Source organism: Halorubrum rarum (assembly GCF_048380895.1).
Classification (GTDB): Archaea; Halobacteriota; Halobacteria; order Halobacteriales; family Haloferacaceae; genus Halorubrum.
On record NZ_JBLWMN010000002.1, the window covers coordinates 131,289 to 151,095 of the forward strand.

At 68.7% G+C, this 19,807-nt stretch carries 19 protein-coding genes; 12 read left to right on the forward strand and 7 right to left on the reverse strand.

What is annotated here, in order from left to right:
• The first annotated feature begins 642 nt into the window (after positions 1–642).
• Together ACNSN7_RS02340 and ACNSN7_RS02345 are read left to right on the forward strand one after the other, a co-directional pair.
• Positions 643–909, forward strand: coding sequence for an AbrB/MazE/SpoVT family DNA-binding domain-containing protein (locus ACNSN7_RS02340; RefSeq protein ID WP_209486781.1), 267 nt, complete (start codon positions 643–645; stop codon positions 907–909).
• Between the two features lie 3 nt (positions 910–912).
• Positions 913–1,314: a PIN domain-containing protein gene (locus ACNSN7_RS02345; RefSeq protein WP_418280369.1), complete on the forward strand. Its 402-nt coding sequence runs from the start codon at positions 913–915 to the stop codon at positions 1,312–1,314.
• Between the two features lie 153 nt (positions 1,315–1,467).
• On the opposite strand, the gene ACNSN7_RS02350 is transcribed toward ACNSN7_RS02345, so the two are convergent.
• Together ACNSN7_RS02350 and ACNSN7_RS02355 are read right to left on the reverse strand one after the other, a co-directional pair.
• On the reverse strand, positions 1,468–1,698 hold the full coding sequence (locus tag ACNSN7_RS02350; protein ID WP_418280370.1) for a DUF7543 family protein: 231 nt from the start codon (positions 1,696–1,698) through the stop codon (positions 1,468–1,470).
• A gap of 88 nt (positions 1,699–1,786) precedes the next feature.
• Positions 1,787–1,927, reverse strand: coding sequence for a hypothetical protein (locus ACNSN7_RS02355; RefSeq protein WP_418280372.1), 141 nt, complete (start codon positions 1,925–1,927; stop codon positions 1,787–1,789).
• A gap of 96 nt (positions 1,928–2,023) precedes the next feature.
• On the opposite strand from ACNSN7_RS02355, the gene ACNSN7_RS02360 reads away from it, so the two are divergent.
• Together ACNSN7_RS02360 and ACNSN7_RS02365 are read left to right on the forward strand one after the other, a co-directional pair.
• Positions 2,024–3,133: an aminopeptidase P family protein gene (locus tag ACNSN7_RS02360; RefSeq protein WP_418280374.1), complete on the forward strand. Its 1,110-nt coding sequence runs from the start codon at positions 2,024–2,026 to the stop codon at positions 3,131–3,133.
• Positions 3,134–3,231: 98 nt separating this feature from the next.
• Complete coding sequence (locus tag ACNSN7_RS02365) at positions 3,232–4,122, forward strand: dihydrodipicolinate synthase family protein (RefSeq protein ID WP_418280375.1); 891 nt, start codon at positions 3,232–3,234, stop codon at positions 4,120–4,122.
• A 260-nt stretch (positions 4,123–4,382) separates the two neighbouring features.
• Here ACNSN7_RS02365 and ACNSN7_RS02370 read toward each other — a convergent pair whose 3' ends face one another.
• Both ACNSN7_RS02370 and ACNSN7_RS02375 read right to left on the reverse strand, forming a co-directional pair.
• Positions 4,383–5,444, reverse strand: a complete 1,062-nt coding sequence (locus ACNSN7_RS02370) for a phosphotransacetylase family protein (protein WP_418280377.1) — start codon at positions 5,442–5,444, stop codon at positions 4,383–4,385.
• Complete coding sequence (locus tag ACNSN7_RS02375) at positions 5,437–7,590, reverse strand: acetate--CoA ligase family protein (protein WP_418280379.1); 2,154 nt, start codon at positions 7,588–7,590, stop codon at positions 5,437–5,439. The genes ACNSN7_RS02370 and ACNSN7_RS02375 overlap by 8 nt, the downstream gene beginning before the upstream one ends.
• A 266-nt stretch (positions 7,591–7,856) precedes the next feature.
• On the opposite strand from ACNSN7_RS02375, the gene folP reads away from it, so the two are divergent.
• The gene (folP, locus tag ACNSN7_RS02380) at positions 7,857–10,415 is read left to right on the forward strand and encodes a dihydropteroate synthase (protein ID WP_418280380.1); all 2,559 of its coding nucleotides are present in this window, start codon (positions 7,857–7,859) and stop codon (positions 10,413–10,415) included.
• Positions 10,416–10,458: 43 nt separating this feature from the next.
• Positions 10,459–11,895 carry a DHH family phosphoesterase gene (locus ACNSN7_RS02385; protein ID WP_418280381.1) on the forward strand — a complete coding sequence of 479 codons (1,437 nt, stop codon included), beginning with the start codon at positions 10,459–10,461 and terminating at the stop codon, positions 11,893–11,895.
• Positions 11,896–12,525: 630 nt separating this feature from the next.
• On the opposite strand, the gene thsA is transcribed toward ACNSN7_RS02385, so the two are convergent.
• Positions 12,526–14,094 carry a thermosome subunit alpha gene (gene thsA / locus ACNSN7_RS02390; RefSeq protein WP_418280382.1) on the reverse strand — a complete coding sequence of 523 codons (1,569 nt, stop codon included), beginning with the start codon at positions 14,092–14,094 and terminating at the stop codon, positions 12,526–12,528.
• A 191-nt stretch (positions 14,095–14,285) separates the two neighbouring features.
• Here thsA and ACNSN7_RS02395 point away from each other — a divergent pair, with 191 nt between their 5' ends.
• On the forward strand, positions 14,286–15,116 hold the full coding sequence (locus ACNSN7_RS02395) for an amidohydrolase family protein (protein WP_418280586.1): 831 nt from the start codon (positions 14,286–14,288) through the stop codon (positions 15,114–15,116).
• Between the two features lie 56 nt (positions 15,117–15,172).
• Here ACNSN7_RS02395 and ACNSN7_RS02400 read toward each other — a convergent pair whose 3' ends face one another.
• Both ACNSN7_RS02400 and ACNSN7_RS02405 read right to left on the reverse strand, forming a co-directional pair.
• On the reverse strand, positions 15,173–15,775 hold the full coding sequence (locus tag ACNSN7_RS02400) for an endonuclease dU (RefSeq protein ID WP_418280383.1): 603 nt from the start codon (positions 15,773–15,775) through the stop codon (positions 15,173–15,175).
• Positions 15,775–15,957: a DUF5786 family protein gene (locus ACNSN7_RS02405; RefSeq protein WP_418280384.1), complete on the reverse strand. Its 183-nt coding sequence runs from the start codon at positions 15,955–15,957 to the stop codon at positions 15,775–15,777. Before ACNSN7_RS02405 ends, ACNSN7_RS02400 begins: the two co-directional genes overlap by 1 nt.
• 186 nt (positions 15,958–16,143) lie before the next feature.
• On the opposite strand from ACNSN7_RS02405, the gene ACNSN7_RS02410 reads away from it, so the two are divergent.
• The 5 genes from ACNSN7_RS02410 (at position 16,144) to ACNSN7_RS02430 (ending at position 19,795) form a co-directional block, all read left to right on the forward strand.
• Positions 16,144–16,770 (forward strand): MBL fold metallo-hydrolase, encoded by a 627-nt coding sequence (locus ACNSN7_RS02410; protein WP_418280385.1) that lies wholly within the window; start codon positions 16,144–16,146, stop codon positions 16,768–16,770.
• A gap of 274 nt (positions 16,771–17,044) precedes the next feature.
• Positions 17,045–17,512 carry a 30S ribosomal protein S15 gene (locus tag ACNSN7_RS02415; protein ID WP_418280387.1) on the forward strand — a complete coding sequence of 156 codons (468 nt, stop codon included), beginning with the start codon at positions 17,045–17,047 and terminating at the stop codon, positions 17,510–17,512.
• Between the two features lie 80 nt (positions 17,513–17,592).
• Complete coding sequence (locus ACNSN7_RS02420) at positions 17,593–18,750, forward strand: exonuclease RecJ (RefSeq protein WP_418280388.1); 1,158 nt, start codon at positions 17,593–17,595, stop codon at positions 18,748–18,750.
• Entirely contained in the window at positions 18,747–19,157 is a 411-nt protein-coding gene (locus ACNSN7_RS02425) for a KEOPS complex subunit Pcc1 (protein ID WP_418280389.1), read from the forward strand. Before ACNSN7_RS02420 ends, ACNSN7_RS02425 begins: the two co-directional genes overlap by 4 nt.
• Positions 19,154–19,795 carry a 30S ribosomal protein S3ae gene (locus tag ACNSN7_RS02430; protein WP_418280391.1) on the forward strand — a complete coding sequence of 214 codons (642 nt, stop codon included), beginning with the start codon at positions 19,154–19,156 and terminating at the stop codon, positions 19,793–19,795. Before ACNSN7_RS02425 ends, ACNSN7_RS02430 begins: the two co-directional genes overlap by 4 nt.
• Positions 19,796–19,807: the final 12 nt, after the last annotated feature.

Here is a 19,807-nt window from a genome sequence, read left to right on the forward strand (position 1 = left end):
CGATCTACTATTTAAATGGCCGTAGTGACGGCGATGGCTACTTATAAAGAGCTGATGCGGTGGCGCGCGCCTCCGAGCGCCCACCGGGCGCGAGGAGCGCGTGCGAGGGAGTCAGGGGCGGTCGCCGAGCGGTTCCGGCGACCGCCCCTGACGAGGCTGGGGAGGCGTGAGGCGCGGGTGCGGTGCTGTGTGGGGGGGACTCAAAGGGGCAGCCGTGATCCCCGCGAACGGAGTGAGCGGGGGCTCGGGAGACGGAGTCTCCCGGTGGGGCGAAGCTCGCCGCAGCAAGCACCACAGCGAGCCACGCGAGCGAGGCGCGCAGCAAGGCGCGCGAGCCGTCGCGGCTGGGGCTTTGCAGGTGTGTACCGTCGATCTGAGTAGGACCGCTTATAAGCGATCGGCTGGGGCTTTGCAGGCGTTCATCGTCGATCCGAGCGAGATTCTTTATAAATAGTCGACAGCAAAACCGCATTTCCACGTATAAATACTCGCGCCACCGATCTGGTACACCCACTCCCGCTATCGATCAAGAAAGCTGAAGTACGGATCGCTCAGTACAGGTAGAGACGGGAAAGTAGACGTGAAATATAGTACAATCACGGGAATATTTTTGAATCTTCCCGTACAACACGATAGTACACCATGTCAAAATCGACGGACGAACGAGGGCGGATTTACCTCCCAAAAGACGTCCGAGAAAGGTTCGGTAACCAGTACCGCATCGTCGAACTCCCGAGTCATGTCGCTCTCTTCCCTGTCGACGAGGACCCGATAGCGGGGCTCCGAGCTGCCGTTGGCGATGCGTTCGTAGAGACGGAAGCCGCCGATCTGAAAACAGACGCGCGTGAGGCGATCTCTCGAGAAGTTCGTGAGGAAGCAGAAGCCCGGTCACAGGCCGGTGAGGAGTGACCTGTGTACGTCGAAACTGATTTTCTCACAGCGTTGGTAAAGGATGATGACTGGCTTCAGGAGCCCGCAATCCGCGCCCTCGACGAGCGCGATGACATTCACACATCGATACTTGCATATGCCGAGGTGCTGGTGCTGTTCTACGACCGTGAAACTGCCGAGTATGAGATCGACGCACCACGGGCGATCACCAACCTGCTCGAACTAGTTCCGATCGTCCCGAAAGAACACGAGGACGCGGTTCTGGCCGCCGCAGCGTTCCTCGATGAGTACGATCTCACACCATTTGACGCACTTCATGCCGGACTCGTCACGACCGGCGAGGAGTGTGTTCTTTCGACCGAGCAGGACTACGACACTGTCGGCCTCGACCGCACACCCTTGGAATCCGGATTTTCGGAGTGACTCTGTCAATACGTAGTTCGAAGAGCACAGGCGATTCGGTAGATCAGAGCCGGAATGAACGTGATCGCTGTGCTGCATACATCCTCCATATTCAGCACACCGGCGAGAGCATATCAGCAGTTGAGGATTTCAACAGAGCCGTCGTGGGAGAAGTCACTCCTCGGGCGAGTACGCCGCCCGCCACGCCGCGGCTCGGTCCGCGGCGGCCTCGCGGGTGTCGTAGCGCTCGCGCTCGTACACGCGACCGTCGACGGCCTGCTCCATCACGTCGAGTCGGACGACGAACGTCCCGTCCCCGCGCTCGCGGAGTCGAACCGTCGCGTACCCGTCCGATCGCTCCCATTCCGTCACGACGTCGTCCTCCCGCGAGAGCGTCCAGTCCATACACGAGAGGGCCGTCGCCGCGGGTAAAAGAGCGCGGTTCCGACCGTGAGAAAAGAGCCCGGTTCCGACCGCGACGGTTCGCACCCGCTCAGCGGTCGTCCGCGGGCCCCGACACGAACGCACAGATCGGACAGACGGCGTACCCGAGCGTGTCGTACGGGACCGACGCCGACGGAGCCGTCGTTCCACAGTTCGGACAGTCGAACGTCGAGGATTCCTCGATGGCCATGAGACGAAGTAGCAGGCGTCCACATATAGTTAAGCGCCGCCTGTCGGCCACCGTCGACACCTCGATTTATATATCGGTCCCGCCCCGACGCCGCGTATGAGCGATGACGTCCACGAGCGCCGACGCGACCGCACGGCGGACCGGCTCCGTGCGCTCGGGGCGGACGCCGCCGTCTGCGTCCCGAGCCGGAACCTCCAGTATCTGACGGGGATCGTCGAGGAGCCGAGCGAACGACACTTCCTGTTCGTCGTGCCTGCCGACGGGGATCCGTGTTTCCTGGTCCCGGAACTGTCCGGGGCGCAGGTGCGCGAGACGACGTCGGTCGCCGACGTCCGAACGTGGGGAGACGGTGACGACCCGATCGCCTCCGTTCGCGAACTGCTCGAGGACCGCGGCGTCCGCGACGGACGCCTCCTCGTCGACGACACGATGTGGGCGCGGTTTACCCACGACCTCCGTGCCGCCGCGCCGGACGCGACGTGGGGACTGGCGAGCGAGGCGCTCGCGGAACTCCGGATCCGGAAGGACGATACCGAGCTCGCCGCCCTGCGGGCGGCCGCCGCGATCGCGGACGCCGTCGTCGAGGACCTCCGCGAGTTGGGGGCCGATGCGGTCGGGAGAACCGAGGCGGAGCTCGCGGGGTGGATCGACGACCGGCTGGCCGACCGCGGCGGCGACGGCGTCGCCTTCGAGACGATCGTCGCCGCGGGCGCGAACGGCGCGAAGCCTCACCATCACCCGAGCGACCGGACGGTCCGTGCAGGCGATCCGGTCGTGCTCGACTTCGGAACGCGCGTCGACGGCTACCCCTCGGATCAGACCCGAACGCTCGTGTTCGACGGGGAACCGTCCGCGGGATACGAGCGGATCCACGGGGTCGTGCGAGACGCCCACGCCGCCGCGGTCGACGCGGTCGAACCCGGCACGCCGGTCGAGGCGGTCGACCGCGCCGCCCGCGAGGTGATCGAGGACGCGGGCTACGGCGAGGCGTTCGTCCACCGCACCGGACACGGTGTCGGACTCGACGTCCACGAGGAACCGTACGTCGTCGCCGGCAACGACCGCGATCTGGAGCCGGGAATGGTGTTCTCCGTCGAGCCGGGAATCTACCTCGACGGCGAGTACGGCTGCCGGATCGAGGACCTCCTCGTCGTCACCGAGGACGGCTCGACGCGGCTCAACACGACCGATCACGGCTGGCGATAGCCGTCGGTCGGCCCGGTGGCGATGTCGGAGTACAGCGAGCGATCGAACCGCTTCGCCGGGAGGGAAACGGATAGGTGGGTGGCGTCGGACGAACCTGCATGGACTTCACACGGGAGCTCCGCGGCGTTACACCGCCGCTCGTGACACCGTTTACGGGGACCGAGGGGGAGACCGTCGACCACGACGCGCTGGCCGACGTCGTCGCGCACGCGGTCGAGGGGGGCGTCGTCGGACTCTTTCCCAACGGAACCACCGGCGAGTTCGCGAGCCTGACCGCGGCGGAACGCGAGGCGGTCGTCGAGACGACCGTCGCGAACGCCGACGGACGCCCGGTGCTCGCCGGAGTCGCCGACACCGCCGTTCCGGACGTGCTGTCGCACGCGGACCGCGCCGCCGACGCCGGTGCCGACGCGGTCGTCGCGACCCCGCCGTACTTCCACGCCGAGTCCGGAGCGGGCGGCAATCGGGCGTTCCTCGAACGGGTCGCCGACGGCTCCCCGCTGCCGGTGTTCGTGTACGACATCCCCTCGTGTACGGGAAACCCCCTCTCGGTCGACACCGTCGCGGCGCTCGCCGAGCATCCGAACGTCGTCGGTGCGAAGGACTCCAGCGGCGACTTCACCGGCTTCTGCCGGCTCCTCCGTGAAACGCCCGAGGAGTTCGTCCTCCTCCAGGGGTTCGACGCCCTCCTCTTACCGTCGCTCCGGATGGGCGCGACGGGTGGCGTCCACGCCCTCTCGAACGTCGTTCCGGAGGCGTTCGCGGAGCTCTACCGGGCCGTAGACGAGGACGCCACCGAACGGGCGGACGGGATCCACGAGGCCATCGGTGGGCTGTTCGACGCCTGCCTCGACCACGGGTTCGCGCCGGCGACGAAGGCCGCGCTGTGTGAGCGTGACGTGATCGGCGACGGTCGGGTTCGACCGCCGTTACGCGAGGTCGACCCGGAGACGATAGCGCCGGCGCTGTCGGACGTGACTCGCCAGTAGCGAACGCGAAGCGACCGCGCCGGTCGAAACGAACCCGTTGGTCGGCGATCGACAGCAACGCGCCGTCGTCGTGTCGACGACGCTCGCACTGGATGCCGTGTGCCTCGGCCCCATCGGGACCTACTCGAAACGTCCGGATAAGAATACCCCCAAATATTTCCGCAACACGCCGTCGGAGGGGTGTCGACGTCGATCGCCACGGCGTATGGAGGCGGACCCGCAGAGGGCCGCGTTGGACCCTCAGGAGTCACATCGAACCCTCAGAGGATCGCGTCGATGTCGACGTGGTCGGCGAGCAGTCCGGACATCGTCTCGACGGTCCGTGCGTCGCGGGTCCGGCCGCCGCTGACGACGGCCTCGGCGCGGTCGATCGTGGTGACCGTATCGGTGTTCACCGCGAGGACGGGTTTCCCCGCCTCCGCGGCCTTGCCCAGCACCGCGCCGGACGGTCGGTGTCCGCCGGTTAACACGAGACATTTCACGCCGGAGGCGTCGATCGCGGCGGCCTGGACGTCCGCGCGGTCGCCGCCGGTGATCACGGCGGCGTCACGGGCTCGACGGAAGTGGCGAAGCGCCTCGTCGCCGCCCATCGCACCGACGAGGAACCGCTCGATGAACGCGTCGGTCGGCGCGTCCGTGAGGAGGTCCGCACCGAGCTCGTCGGCGAGGTCACCGACGGAGACGCCCGCAAGCTCCTGTTGGCGCGGGATCGCACCGAGCACGGGGATGCCGTGCGATTCGAGAAACGGGATCCCGTCCTGATCGAGGGAGTCGAACGCGGTCTCGGTGACCTTGTTGAACACGACGCCCGCGAGGCGGTCGCCGAACGCCTCGGCGGCCGCGATGACCTCGTCGAGGTCGCTCGGGGTCTCGTAGCCGGCGACGAGCACGACCCGCGCGTCGAGCAGTTCGGCCACGTCGACGTCGGTCAGGTCGACGACCCCGCCCGTGGTCCAGTCGCCACCGCCCTCCAAGAACATGTGGTCGCGGTCGGCGGCCAGCCCGTCGAACTCCTCGCGGACCCGGTCGTGGAGCGCGGCGCTGTCCTCGGTGCCGCGGATCGCGCCCTCGATGAACGTCGGGGAGTAGACGACGGGTTCCATCTGGTGCATCTCGGCGTCGAGCCCGAGCACCTCGCGCGCGAGCATCGGGTCCTGATCGAGCGTCTTCCCGACGTTCGACTGCAGGCGCGTGCCCTTCGGCTTCATGTAGCCGACGGATTCGTCGCGCTCGGCGGCGAGGCGCGCGAGCGCGAGCGTGATGGCGGTCTTTCCGGCGTGTTCTCCGGTCGCGGTGACGAGCGTGGTAGTGGTGTCAGTCATTGGTCTGGATGGGATCGGTGTCGGGAGTCGGCGATTCCTCGTCGAGTCGTTCGGGGTCGACGGTGAGTCTCACGTCGACGGCGGCGGCGTTCGCTCCGTCGGCGTCGGGCAGTGCGACGAGCGGATTGATGTCGAGTTCCAGGATCGCCGGGAAGTCGGTGACGAGCTGTGAGAGGCGGCCGATCGTCTCGATGACGGCGTCGATGTCGACCGGGTCGCGGCCGCGAGCGCCGCGCAACAGCGGCGCGGACTGGATCTCCTCGGTCATCTCGCGGGCCTCGGGCTCGGAGACGGGCGCGACGCGGAACGTGGTGTCCTCCATCACCTCCACGAAGATGCCGCCCAGCCCGAACATCAGGAGCGGGCCGAACTGCGGGTCGCGGTTCATCCCGACGATCGTCTCGACGCCGGCGTCGAGATCGACCATCTCCTGGACCTGCACGCCCAGAAGCGTCGCGTCAGGCTGGTAGTTTCGGGCGCGCGTGACCAGGTCCTCGTAGGTGTCCGCGACGTCCTCGTCGGAAACGCCGACCGCGACGCCGCCGATGTCCGACTTGTGGAGGATGTCCGGCGAGACGATCTTCATCACGACGTCGCCGTCGATCCCCGCAGCGACCTCGCTGGCGCGGTCGGGCGAGTCGACGATCGCCCCCGCCGGCGTCGGGATGCCGTAGGCGTCGAGCAGCTCCATCGCCTCGACGCCGAGGCGGTTGTCGTCGCGGTCGCGGACCGCGGAGAGGATCTCGTGGGCGCGCTCGCGGTCGACGTCGAACGACATCGGCTCCGCGTACTCGCGGTCGCGGATATCGCGATAGCGCCCCAGCGTCGCGAGGCTCTCGATCCCGCGTGCGGGATCGAAGTAACAGGGGATCCCCTGCGCCTGCAGCTGCTGTTTCGGCTTCCGGGTCCGGTCGCCGCCCATCAGACAGGCGGCGACCGGCGCGTCCATCTCCTCGCTGACCTCGCTGATGGCATCGGCGAGGTCGTCGAAATCGATCGTGGCCGTCGGCGCGGCGAGCACGAGGGCCGCCCCGACGTTCTCGTCCGCGACGGTGATCTCCAGCGCCTCGCGGAACCGTTCGACGTCGGCGTCGCCGATGACGTCGACGGGGTTGTGAACGTTCGCCTCGTCCGGCATCGACTCGCGGAGCGCGTCGGTCGTCTCCGCGGAGAACGACGCCATGTCGAGGGCCGCGTCGCCGACGGCGTCGGTTGCCATCACGCCGGGGCCGCCGGCGTTCGTGACGATCGCCACGCTGTCGGTGTCGGGCAGCGGCTGGCTCCCCAGGATGCCGGCGGCGTCGAATAGTTCGTCGACTGACTCCGCGCGGATGACGCCCGCCTGATCGAGGCCGGCCTCGTACGCCTTCTCGGAGCCGGCGAGCGTGCCGGTGTGCGAGGAGGCCGCCTGCGCGCCGGCGCTCGTGCGGCCAGATTTCACGGCGACGATCGGCGTGTCACGGGTCGTCTCGCGGGCGGTCTCGATGAACTCGCGACCGTTCTCGATCCCCTCGAGGTAGCCGATTATCACCTCGGTGCCGTCGTCCGATCCCCAGTGGTCGACGAAGTCGGTCTCGTCGAGGACGGCCTTGTTGCCGAGCGAGACGACGTCCTTGAACCCGACGCCGTTGTCGTTCGCCCAGTCGAGGACGGCGGTGACGAACGCGCCAGACTGACTCATAAAGGAGAGGCCGCCGGGGAGCGCGTTCTCCGGGCCGAACGTGGCGTTCATGCCCGACGGGGTCGACATGATGCCGAGGCTGTTGGGGCCGACGAGGTTCAGATCGTACTCGTCGGCTATCTCGGCGAGCCGCTGCTCGCGGGTCGCTCCCTCCTCGCCGGTCTCGCCGAACCCGGCCGTGATCACGACGACGTTCTCGACGCCCGCCTCGCCGGACGCCTCGATGGCGTCCAACACGATCGACGGCGGAACGACGATGACCGCCACGTCGGCGTCGGCCTCGTCGATCGAGTCGACGCACGGCGTTCCGAGCACCTCGTCGTAGTTCGGGTTGACTGGAACCGTGTCGCCGTCGAAGTCGTCGAGCAGGTTCGACGTGACGGCGCGACCGACGGCCCCCTCTCTGGCCGTTGCGCCGACGACTGCGACCCGGTCCGGGTCGAACATCTCGTTGAGCGTACCCATCAACGTTCGACTACGCGCGGTGATGGTTTAAATACGAATGGGACGGTCTTCAGTAGTCGAGTCAATCGTGAGAGTAGGTGACGGCAGTCATGTATCTGTGTGTTTATATACTCCACCGATCCGTCCGTCCACCCCGACGATCCCCGCCGGGTGCGATCGAGGGGTATGAACACATCGTATCGGTTGGCCACCATATCGAGGAAGACACCCGGCGGAACGGCCACCGGTCCGTTACGCCTAAGCGATGCCGTGCCGACCCACGCCGTATGCACTATCACGAGGCGGCGAGGTTCCTGTTCGACCTCCGCCGCTTCTCCGTCAGTCCGGGGACCGAGGGAATCGAGGCGCTGCTCGATCACCTCGGGAACCCCGAGGACGACCTCCCGTTCGTGCAGGTCGCCGGCTCGAACGGAAAGGGGAGCACCGCGCGCATGGTCGAGTCGATCCTCCGGGAGTCGGGGCTGTCGGTCGGGCTGTACACCTCCCCGCACCTCGAATCGCTCGCGGAGCGGATCCGGGTGGACGGACGGCCGATACCCGACGAGGCGGTCGCGTCGTTCGTCGCGGAGACGAAGCCGTGGCTCATCGACAGGGCCGCCGAGGGCGACCCGCTCACCTTCTTCGAGGTCGTCACCGCCATGGCGATCCGAGACTTCGCACGGCGCGAGGCCGACGTCGCCGTCCTCGAAGTCGGTCTCGGCGGCGAGTACGACGCCACGAGCGCGGTCGACCCCGTCGCGACCGCGGTGACGAACGTCTCGCTCGAGCACACCGCCGTCCTCGGCGACTCGATCGCAGAGATCGCCCGCACGAAGTCGCGGATCACCGCGGGCGGCGCACCGCTCGTCACCGCCTGCGACGGCGAGGCGCTGGACGTCGTCCGCGAGGTCGCCGCGTCGTTCGACGCCCCCGTGACGACCGTCGCCGGGCCGGGCGTCGAGCGCGCCGCCAGCGACGATCGCCCGCGACCGGACCTCATCGCGACCTACGAGGGACGAGTGAGCCCGACCGACGCGGCTGTGGGGTTCTCCGGAGCGCGCGAGGGGACCTACCGGATCCCACTGGTCGGCGAGCATCAGGCGACCAACGCCGCGGTCGCGACCGCGCTGGCGGACCGGACCGCCGAGTCGCTGCACGGCGACCGCCTCGACGATCGCGCGGTCGCCGACGGACTCGCGCGGGCGACGTGGCCGGGTCGCTTCGAGGTGATGGGCACGGAGCCGCTCGTCGTCCTCGACGGCGCACACAACCCCGCCGCCTGCGAGACGCTCGCCGGGACGCTCGCCGAGTACGACTACGAGGACCTCCATCTCGTGTATGCGGCGATGCACGACAAGGACCACGCGGGAGCGCTCGACGCGCTCCCCGACGCCGCCACCGCGATCACCTGTCGTCCCGACCTCGACCGCGCGGAGGACCCGGAGGTGTTGGCCGCGGCGGCCCGTCGCGTGGGTATCGACGACGTGCTTGCCGGCGACGACGTCGCGGACGCGTTCACGAGCGCGTTCTCCCGCGCCGCGGCCGAGGACTGCGTGCTCCTCGTCGGGTCGCTGTTCTCCGTCGCCGAGGCCCGGGCGACGTACACCCGAACCGTGACGCCGAAGTCGATCGGCGACGACGGCGACGCCGCACGCGTCCTCGACGCCGCACGCGTCGATCCGGAGACGGCAGCCGACCTCCGCGACGGCGTGGACCACCGGGTCGTGACGCTTCGGCTCCGAGCCGGTACGGCCCGCCGCGTCGAATCGATGACGCGGGCCGTCGGGGGCGAGTGCGCGGTCGGCGGCGCGGGCGTCGAGAGCGGCGAGCTCGTCCCGGTGACGCTCGCCGGGACGGTCGCGGAGTACCGGGCGCTCGGGGACCGGCTATCGGCCGCGGGCGACGGCCTCCACAGGGTCGCCGACGATCTCGCGGACCGAATCGGGATCGCGGGGCCGGATGCCGAGAGCGCCGAGAGCGACGACGAGAGCGCCGAGAGCAACGACGAGCCGGACGAGTACCCCTGGACGAGCGGGACCGCCGTGATGGGCGTGCTCAACGTGACCCCCGATTCGTTCCACGACGGCGGCCGCCACGAGGCGTTCGCGGACGCCGTCTCGGGCGCGGAACGGATGGTCGAGGCCGGCGTCGACGTCATCGACGTCGGGGGCGAGTCGACGCGGCCGGGCGCGGAGACGGTTCCGGTCGACGAGGAGATCGACCGCGTCGTTCCGGTCGTCGAGGCGGTCAACGAGGTCCCGGCGGTCGCCGCGGGCGACGTGCTCGTCTCGATCGACACGCGGAAGGCGGCCGTCGCGGCGGCCGCCCTCGACGCGGGCGCGGACGTGATCAACGACGTGACCGGGCTCGAGGACCCGCGGATGCGGGAGGTCGTCGCGGCGGCCGGCTGTCCCGTCGTCGTCATGCACAGCGTCGACGCGCCGGTCGATCCCGACAACGAGCCCGAGTACGGCGACGTGGTCACCGACGTGATCGCCGACCTCCAAGAGCGACTGTTGCTCGCCGAGAAGGCCGGTATCGATCGCGAACGCGTGATCGTCGATCCCGGTCTCGGCTTCGGGAAGTCGGCGGCGGAGAGCTTCGAGCTGCTCGGGCGAACCGGGGAGTTCGCGGCGCTCGACTGCCCCGTCCTGATCGGCCACTCCTACAAGTCGCTGTTCGGCGCGGTCGGGTGTGGCCCCGACGAGCGGGAGCACGCGACGGTCGCGGGAACCGCCGTCGCGACCGCCAACGGTGCGGACATCGTGCGGGTCCACGACGTCGCCGAGAACCGCGCCGCGATCGACGTCGTCGCGGCCGCACGCGACCCCTCGTCGATCGACTGAAGCAGACGGCAGCGTTTTGAGTCGTCGTCCCGCAGGTGACCGCATGGTGCGACGCCTGCTCCTCGGCTGTAGCTCGGTCGGGTACACGCTCGTCGAGCGGGCACGCGAGGGGCGCGGCGAACTGTACGCGATCACCGACGACTCCGGCTGGGCGTCGGCGCTCCGCGACGGCAACGTCTCGACCGTGGAAGGCGATCCGACGGACCCGTCCTCGTATCCGGACGAGACGTCGGTCGTGCTGGTCGCAAGCGACGACCCCGAGTGTAACGCCGCCGCCGCCCGAGCGGCACGGGAGCGCTATCCGGACGCGATGATCGTTGCCCACGTCGGCGAGGACCCGACCGACGACCAGCGGACGGTCCTCGACGCCGCCGCGGACCGCGTCGTTGACCCGATCCGGGCGATCGCGGGACGCGCGATGGAGGCGGTCGGGGCGGACGCACAGGAGCGGCCGGTTCGGCTGCTCCGCACCGTCAGACGGCTCACCGGGCCGCTCTTGGTCGTCACACACGACAATCCGGACCCCGACGCCATCGCGAGCGCGCTCGGAATCGTCCGCGTCGCGGAGCTCGTCGGCGTCCCCGCGGACGTCTGTTACGGCGGCGAGATCGCTCATCAGGAGAACCGTGCGCTGGTGAACCTCCTCGAGTTGCGGCTCCGGACGTTCGAGGAGACCGACGTCGAGGAGTACGCCGGCGTCGCCCTCGTCGATCACTCCAGGGCGGGGATCAACGACAGCCTCCCCGAGGGCCACACGGTCGATATCGTCGTCGACCACCATCCGCCGCGAGGACCGGTGCAGGGGGAGTTCGTCGACATCAGGCCGGAGATCGGCGCGACGAGCACGCTGATCGAGGAGTACCTCTCACGGCTCGGCATCCAACCGGACCGGACGCTGGCGACCGCGTTGTTGTACGGGATCCGGATCGACACGCGGGACTTCACGCGGGAGGTGTCGATCCCCGACTTCGAGGCCGCGGCGTCGCTGACACCGCACGCCGACGAGACCGTCCTCGAACGGATCGAGAGCCCGAGCGTGAGTCCGGAGACGTTGCGCGTGCTCGCCCGCGCGATCGAGAACCGTGACGTGCGGGGATCGACGGTCGCGTCCTGCGTCGGAGAGATAACCGACAGGGACGCGCTCGCACAGGCCGCGGAGCAGCTGCTCGACTCCGAGGAGGTCACCGTCACGTTCGTGTACGGCTACATGGACGGTGTCATCTACGCCTCCGCGAGATCGCGAGGGACCGACGTCGACATCGGGGAGCTGCTCCGGGAGGCGTTAGACGCCGTCGGCTCCGCCGGCGGACACGCGAACATGGCCGGCGCACAGGTACCGCTGGGGATCCTCACGACGGTGTCCGACGACGAGTCGCTGTCGGACGTCGTCGAGGAGTTCGTCTCCGGTCGCTTCTTCGAGGCGGTTCGGGACCCGCCGTCGCTCCCGACGGGAGCGACGACGGAGTTCCCGACGGATTGAACGGGGAGTTCGGCGACTTCGCAGGAGCCGGCCGCCCGCTGCGACGCTACTTGATCGATAACGGGAGTACGTGACGCAGATCGGTGGTCTGGTTGTTTATACGTGGGAATGCGGTGTTGCTGTCGACTATTTATAAGTGGTCTCGATCGGATCGACGATGACCGCCTGCAAAGCCCCAGCCGCGACGACTCGCGCGCCTTGCTGCGCGCCGCCCCTCTCCACACAGCCCGGTGCGGTGCTTGCTGCGGCGGGCTTCGTCCTCGCGGCTGCCCCTTTGAGTCCCACCCCGCACAGCACCGCGACCGCACCTCACGCCTCCCCAGCCTCGTCAGGGGCGGTCGCCGGAACCGCTCGGCGACCGCCTCTGACTCCCTCGCGCGACGCCGTTCGCGGCCTGACGGCCGCTCACGGGCGCACGCCACCGCATGCGTTCTTTATAAATAACCATCAACGTCGCTCACGGTCGTTTAAATACCGCAGCACGACCGGCGGACTGCAATACTCACTCCCGAAGTGGATCGTCACGGCCGTTCTACGGGGATGTCGGCGAGACGGACGGACTGCGATCACGTGCGAAGCGATCGGTAACACCGCAGAAAGCGTGTCTCCCGACGAGCGGATGGCGGACGGCTACTCCGCAGCGATGACGTCGTCGATACGGAGGAGCATCGTCGCCGCCTCGGTCGCGGAGTCGATCGCTTCGCGTTTGACCGCGGCGGGGTCGACGATCCCGGCCGCCAGCGGGTCGCCGACTCGTGCGGACCGGCCCTCGGCGATGACGCCCGCGATCCCCTCGCGGTCGTGTCGCGAGCGGAGGTCGACGAGCGTGTCGATCGGGTCCGCGCCCGTGTTCTCCGCGAGGGTGCGCGGGAGGGCGTCGACGGCGTCCGCGAACGCCTCGATAGCGAGCTGTTTTCGCCCCTCGACGCCCGCGGACGCCCCGCGGACGTGCGAGGCGATGGCGATCTCCGTCGCGCCCGCACCGGGGACGACTCCGCCGGCGTCGAGTGCCGCGACGACGACGTCGACGGCGTCGTGCATCGCGCGCTCCAACTCGTCGACGACGTGGTCCGTGGAACCGCGGACGAGGAGCGTCACCGCACGCGAGGCGTCGCCGCCGCGGACGAACGCGAGGTCGTCGTCGCCGTACGTCTCCACGTCGATCGACTCGACGTGCCCGAGGTCGTCGGCCTCGATGTCGTCGAGCGTTCCGAGCCGCTTCGCGCCGGTGACGTCCGCGACGTCGCTCGCGTCCGCGGAGCTGACGCTCTCGAAGGCGACGATTCCGGCGTCCGCGAGGAACCCGGCGACGCGGTCGTCGATCGATTTCCGACAGAAGAGAACGTCGACGCCCGCCGCAGCAAGCGTCTCCGCGTAGCCGCGGAGCTCAGCGTCCTCCGCCTCGATCGCGGCGTTGAGTCCCTCCACCGAGGTGATGGAGTACTCGGCGTCGACGTCGCCCTGGCGAACCTCCAGTTTCGTATCGAGGATCGCGACGGTAGCGTCATCGACGCTCCGGGGCATGCCGTCGTGGGCGGGCTCCTCGTCGACGATCACGCCCTCGACGAGTTCGGTCGCCGAGGAGGCGGCCCCCGTCCGCGGGTGGACGTGGATACGGTCACGGTCGACGGTCGCCTCCCCGTCCGCCTCGTCGACGACGCGTTCGACCGCCTCGACGACCAGTGCGGCGAGGTCGCGAGCCGCCACGTCGCCGGTTCCCTTGCCGGTCATTGAGGACTCGGCGACCGCGGCGAGCAGGTCCGCGTCGAGGTCGTCGTCGACCAGCAGTTCGTCGATCGCCTCGTTCGCGAGTCGCGCCGCCTCGGCGTATCCCTCGACGATGACGGTCGGATGGACGTCGTCGTCGATGAGGTCCTCGGCGCGTGCGAGGAGTTCGCCGACGAGCACCGCCGCGGTGGTCGTTCCGTCCCCGACGACGTCCTCCTGTGACTCCGCGACCTCCACTATCATCTGTGCCGCGGGGTGGTCGATGTCCATCTCCTGGAGGATCGTCGCGCCGTCGTTCGTGATCACGACGTCGCCGGTGGAGTCGACCAGCATCTTGTCCATTCCTCGGGGACCGAGCGTGGTGCGTACCGCCTCGGCGACGGCCTTGCCGGCGGCCACGTTCGAGTCCTGCGCGGCCCGACCGCGCGTTCGGGTGCTGTCCTCCGAGAGAACGTACATGGGTTGTTGCATACGAGACGACATGCTCAATCGGAGAGATAGTTTGCGGTTCTATATATTTGTTCCGATCCGTATCGACGAAATCAGCCGAAAGCGAAGCGGTCACCAGTAAATCAAACCGCGGCACCGTATTCCGTTCGGGGTGATCGATCGCGTGTCTCGGACCGACAGGCACATGCGTGATGGACTGGACGAACGAGTCAATGCTGGGGTTGGAACACGACTTCCGGATCGTCGACGTGCACACCGCTCTCGACCCCGACGAGGCGTCCGTCGCCGCCCACGGACGTGACATCACCCCGGAGCGGTTGGAACGGGAGATGCACCAGGCGGGCGTCGTCCGCGCGATCGCGAGCCCCGGTCGGCGCGCGTCGGGGCGGAGCTACCTGCGCGCGAACAACGCCGTCGCGCGCCTCTCGGTGGACCGTCCGTTTCTCGCGTTCGCCCGACTCAACGGACCGCGCGATCCGCGTGACCACCCCCTCGCCAGGCTCCGGAACCTGCGTGCGGAGCGCGGCGACCACCACACGCGTCCCGACGACGTCGAACAGTACTCCTACGACGACCGGTACCACGGGTTCACCCTGGTGCCGCCGTACGACGGTCTCCCGAACGAGGACGTTCTCGAACGGCTGGAGACCGCGGACCTCCCCGTCCTCGTCCACGCAGGCAAGCGGTTTCCGCCGAGCATGGTCGAGCAGGAACTGCTCGTGTACGATTTCCCCGTCGTGCTCGCGAGCTTCGGCGGCTATCCGCTGGACGCGGAGCTGATGAATCGCACGCTCGACTTACTCGAGGAACACGACCGACTGTACGTCGACACGAGCGCCGTCCGGTACCGCGAGGTGTTGGAACGCGGCGTGTTGGAACATCCCGACCGGGTGCTGTTCGGCTCCGGTGCGCCCGACGTCCACCCGAACGTCGGCGTGATGGAGGTGCTGACCCTCGACGTCTCCGAGGACCTGATGCGGCGGGTGTTCACCAAGAACCCCTCCAGGCTCATCACCGGGCTCGCCGAGGGCGCTGACACCTGAACGCGCCGAGAGCCACATTCCGAACGCCCCCGACGCATCCCTCGTGTTCTCCGACTTCATCCCCCGACAACCCGACGATGAGCGCCCGCGGCTATCGACGCGACCCGGAGCGGCTCCGGTCGTCGGAATCCCTCCCGCGTGAGCCGCCGAACGACGTCGCGCGCGCGGTCGTCGTCGATCCCGACCGACCGGACGAACAGGGGGGCACGCTCGGGCGATCCGTCGTTCTCGGCGGAGTCGTCTTCGGCAGGACCGTCCCGACGGACACGACGACGTGGCGGAAGCGACCGGTACGCGGTGAGCCGATCGAAGAGCGCCTCGCCGTCGAACTCGCGACGGAGGGCGGGTTCGAGCCCGGGGCTGGCCTCGTAGCTCACGGAGAGGACGGGACGGTCCAGCTCCGCGTGGAGTCGGTGGAGGTCGACGACGTTGAACCACGCGGGAGCGATCCCCGCACACACCACGCGACGGACGTCCTCACGTCCGAGACCGTCGAAAAGGGCCAGTATCGCGTCCGTCGCGTCCGTCCCGCCGATCGTACAGGAGTCGAACGCCAACCCGTCGAGCGTGCCGTCGGTCCGGACGACCGCGCCGGCGACGTAGCTCGTCGATTCGGCGTCCGAAAAGGCGATCCCCAGCGTTCGACTCCCCGAGCGCACTACGTCTCCTCTGTTTTGATCTCCTGGAGGCGATCGAGCAGCTCGTCGTTCGACGCGCCGGGCTCGTACTCGACGGACCCGTGATGGGTCTCCTGAGCAGCGCGGACGCCGTCCTCGTCGTCGAAGTCCGCGTCGAGGTCCTGATTCTCCTGTTCGGATTCATCGTAGCTCCCGAAGCCCATAGTCGTCTGCGCATTAGGGATCGTGACGGATAAAGCTACGGACGAGTGCGTTTCTCACACCATTCGTTCTCACGGGACGATGATGTATCGTTCTTTCTCACGGGACGATGATGCCGGCCCTCCCCACGTTAGTCCCGTTCGGCGGGTGACTCCACCTTTTTCACCGGCGACGGCGTGAGGGACCATATGGAGCCGATCAACGTCACCGCGGACGCCGAGGCGTTCACCTGCAACGCGTACCTCGCCGACGGCGAGGCGACGACGCTCGTCGACGTCGGAACGATGCCGGGCGTCGAGGACGTCGTCGGCGACCACGTCGAGGAGCTGGACCGGGTCGTCCTGACGCACCAACACGGCGACCACGTCGCGGAGCTCGACGCCGTGCTCGACCGCTTCGACGCGACCCTGTTCGCGTACGCGGACCACCCCCGCCGAGACGTCGCGATCGAGGACGGCGACGAGATCCTCGTCGGCGACGAGTCGTGTGAGGTCGTGTACACGCCCGGCCACGCGCCCGATCACGTCTCGCTGCTCGGCGGGGAGCGACTGTACAGCGGGGACGTCGTCGTGTACAACGACGGCGCGTTCGAGGACGGCTCGTTCGGCCGTACCGACATGGCCGGACAGTCCCGCGAGCGAGTGATCGAGAGCCTTCACGAGATCCTCGACCGGCTCCCCGACGCCATCTCCGCGATGTACCCGGGCCACGGCGACGTGTATCGTGAGGCCGACGGCGGCGAGACGGTCCGTCAGGTCATCGAGCGCGCGACCGAACGCGCGGAGCGTCGGGAACCGAAGTACCCGGACGAGTGAGCCGCCTTGCGTGTCCGTCGGCCCGTTTGGCCCCGGATCGCCGGACGCGACGACAAGAACACCCTTAAGAGGGGCGACGGCGACCCCACGAACGGGAACAGCACAGCTGCAGATCCGACTCGCCGGGGCGCTCGCCCACGGCTTGGGAATGTAGCAGTGCACCGACGCCTCCGGCGTCGCGGCCGCTCGGACCGCCGACAGGCGGTTCGCTCGGGAGCCGCGTCGCGCGGAGTCGCGGTCACGTTTTGCGGTTGTGCCGTTCCAATTTCAGACAATGGCACGAATGCACACGCGCCGTCGCGGTTCGTCCGGTTCGGACAAGCCGGCGACGGACGAGAACCCGGAGTGGAGCGACGTCGACGCCGAGGACATCGAGTCCCGCGTCGTCGAACTTGCGGAACAGGGTCACGACCCCAGCGTCATCGGACTCAAACTCCGTGACGAGGGCGTCAAAGGGACCCCGATCCCGGACGTCAAACTGGCGACCGGAAAGAAGCTCACCGAGATCCTCGCGGAGAACGACGCCGACTCGGATCTCCCCGAGGACCTGCGGAACCTCATGGCCCGCGCGGTTCGCCTGCGCGAGCACATGGAGGAGAACGGACAGGACTACCAGAACAAGCGAGCGCTCCAGAACACGGAGTCGAAGATCCGCCGCCTCGTGAACTACTACCGCGGCGACGCGATCGACGAGGAGTTCACGTACACCTACGAGAACGCGGCCGAGCTGCTCGAAGCGTAGCGACCAGGACCCGCGACCGACAGGACACACGACCGATCGCCACGAGACGACCCACAAACGACCCACAAACGACCCGACCCGTGACCGAAACCGCCACCGCCACGCCCGCTCCCGACGCGCTCGCCAGCGTCGTCGCCGACGCGTCGTTCGTTCGACTCGTCGCGACCGACGACGGCGACGCGCTGGCAGCCGCGGGACTGCTCGCACGAGCGCTCCGGACCGTCGGAACCCCGTTCCAGGTCCGCGTCGCGCGCGATCCGGTCCCCGACGACGAGGCGGACGCAGTGACGGTGACGCTCGGCGCGTCGACGGGCGAACACGCCGTGCCCGGAACCGAGCGCCCGGCGAGCACGACCGCGTTCGCGGTCGCACGCGAGCTCGGGGATGACCCCGATCCGGTGCTCGCGCTGGCCGGCGTCGTCGCCGCGGGCTCGGTGCCCGGCACCGACGGCTCCGGCGATGCACTGGCGGCCGCCGAGCGGACGGAACGAGTCCGACGACGGCCCGGCGTCGCGATCCCGACAGCGGACCTCGCGGACGGCCTCTCGGCGTCGACGCTGATCCGTGCCCCGTACTCGGGCGACCCGGAAGCGGCGCGCGCCGCGCTCGCGGCACTCGACCTTCCGATGGAACTCGACGACGACGATCACCGGCGGCTCGCGTCGCTGGTCGCCGTCGACGTCGCCGCCGCCGAGTCGGCGAGCGAGCGGGCCGCCGCATCGGTGGAACGCGCGCTCCGGCCGTACGCCACGGACGACACCGCGGCGGCGTTCGAGACGGTCGGCGGCTACGCCGACGTCCTCGACGCGCTCGCACGCGAGCAGCCCGGAACGGGCGTCGCGCTCGCGCTCACCGACGAGCCGAGCGAGCCCGTTCGGACCGCGGCGCTGGACGTCTGGCGAACCCACGGGCTCGCCGTCCATCGCGCGCTCGATGTGGCGACGACCGGCCGATACGACGGCTGCGTCGTCGCTCGCGTCGACGCGCCCGAGAGCACGCTTCCGACGATCGCCCGGCTCGTCCGCGACTTCCGGTCGCCCGAGCCGGTCGCGATCGCCGTCGACGAGGCGGCGGGAGCGATCGCCGCCGCCGCGACCGAATCGGTCGGGCTCGGAGCCGCCTGCCGGGACGTCGCCGTCGAGTTCGACGGGGACGGCTGGGGCTCCGCGGCGCGCGGCGGCGTCAGCGTGGACGGCGGGACGACGGATGCGCTCGCAGCGCTCCGGGGGGCGCTATGAGCGGCGATCCCGACGCGATCGGGCCTGACGCCGGGCGCTTCGACGGGAAGACGTACCGGACGGCGACCGTCCGGACGACTCACGCCGACGCCGAACTCGTGGCCGCCGCGCTCGGACCCGACGACACCGACTCGATGGTGACTCGCGTCGACGGCGACGCGATCGAGTGTACCGTCGAGCGGGAGACGACGGGCGGGCTCCGATCGACGGTGGACGACTACGTCGTGAACCTGCAGGTCGCGGACCGCGTCATCGAACGGACACGAGCGTATCGCGACACGACCACGTCCCGCGGGGATCGGCTCCGCGCGGACGACGACGATCGGTCCCGAACGGATTCCGGGACCCGATCCGATACGAATCACGGGGATCGACCCCACACGGACGAATCCGACATCAACACATGAGCGAACGATCAGTATCCAAGAGTAGAGGAGAGAAGCGCTGGTACGACGTACTGGCACCGGAACAGTTCGACCGTGCGGTTCTCGGCGAGACGCTCGCCGAGGAGCCCGATCAGGTGATCGGCCGCACGATCACGACCACGCTCGGCGATCTCACCGGTGACTCCGGCGCGAACAACACGAAGCTCACCTTCAAGATCACCGACGTCGGCAGCGACACGGCGTACACCGAGTTCGTCAAGTACGAGCTGACGCGCGATTACCTGCGCTCGCTCGTCCGCCGCGGCGCGTCGAAGGTCGAGGCGTCGATCACCGTGCTGACGACGGACGACTACCGCATCCGCGTCCAGCCGGTCGCGCTGACGACGAAGAAGGCGGACCGCTCCCAGGAGAAGGCGATCCGCCGCGTCATGATCGATAAGGTCCACGCCGCCGCCGAGGACCGCACGTTCGAGGCGTTCGTCGACGCGATCGTCGACGGGAACCTCTCGTCGGCCATCTACGGCGAGGCGAAGACCATCTACCCGCTGCGCCGCGTCGAGGTCCAGAAGCTGACCCTCGAGGCGCGTCCCGCGGAGGTCGCCGCCGAGGAGGAGGCCGCCGTCGACGTCGACGCCGACGAAGTGGCCATCGACGAGTAGCCGAGACGAGCA

Excerpts from the sequence above, each read along its gene's own strand:
- ACNSN7_RS02340 (WP_209486781.1), top strand. The coding sequence starts at position 643 with ATGTCAAAATCGACGGACGAACGAGGGCGGATTTACCTCCCAAAAGAC.
- ACNSN7_RS02350 (WP_418280370.1), bottom strand. The coding sequence starts at position 1,698 with ATGGACTGGACGCTCTCGCGGGAGGACGACGTCGTGACGGAATGGGAG.
- ACNSN7_RS02355 (WP_418280372.1), bottom strand. The coding sequence starts at position 1,927 with ATGGCCATCGAGGAATCCTCGACGTTCGACTGTCCGAACTGTGGAACG.
- ACNSN7_RS02360 (WP_418280374.1), top strand. The coding sequence starts at position 2,024 with ATGAGCGATGACGTCCACGAGCGCCGACGCGACCGCACGGCGGACCGG.
- ACNSN7_RS02365 (WP_418280375.1), top strand. The coding sequence starts at position 3,232 with ATGGACTTCACACGGGAGCTCCGCGGCGTTACACCGCCGCTCGTGACA.
- ACNSN7_RS02370 (WP_418280377.1), bottom strand. The coding sequence starts at position 5,444 with ATGACTGACACCACTACCACGCTCGTCACCGCGACCGGAGAACACGCC.
- ACNSN7_RS02375 (WP_418280379.1), bottom strand. The coding sequence starts at position 7,590 with ATGGGTACGCTCAACGAGATGTTCGACCCGGACCGGGTCGCAGTCGTC.
- folP (WP_418280380.1), top strand. The coding sequence starts at position 7,857 with ATGCACTATCACGAGGCGGCGAGGTTCCTGTTCGACCTCCGCCGCTTC.
- ACNSN7_RS02385 (WP_418280381.1), top strand. The coding sequence starts at position 10,459 with ATGGTGCGACGCCTGCTCCTCGGCTGTAGCTCGGTCGGGTACACGCTC.
- thsA (WP_418280382.1), bottom strand. The coding sequence starts at position 14,094 with ATGCAACAACCCATGTACGTTCTCTCGGAGGACAGCACCCGAACGCGC.
- ACNSN7_RS02395 (WP_418280586.1), top strand. The coding sequence starts at position 14,286 with ATGCTGGGGTTGGAACACGACTTCCGGATCGTCGACGTGCACACCGCT.
- ACNSN7_RS02405 (WP_418280384.1), bottom strand. The coding sequence starts at position 15,957 with ATGGGCTTCGGGAGCTACGATGAATCCGAACAGGAGAATCAGGACCTC.
- ACNSN7_RS02410 (WP_418280385.1), top strand. The coding sequence starts at position 16,144 with ATGGAGCCGATCAACGTCACCGCGGACGCCGAGGCGTTCACCTGCAAC.
- ACNSN7_RS02415 (WP_418280387.1), top strand. The coding sequence starts at position 17,045 with ATGGCACGAATGCACACGCGCCGTCGCGGTTCGTCCGGTTCGGACAAG.
- ACNSN7_RS02425 (WP_418280389.1), top strand. The coding sequence starts at position 18,747 with ATGAGCGGCGATCCCGACGCGATCGGGCCTGACGCCGGGCGCTTCGAC.
- ACNSN7_RS02430 (WP_418280391.1), top strand. The coding sequence starts at position 19,154 with ATGAGCGAACGATCAGTATCCAAGAGTAGAGGAGAGAAGCGCTGGTAC.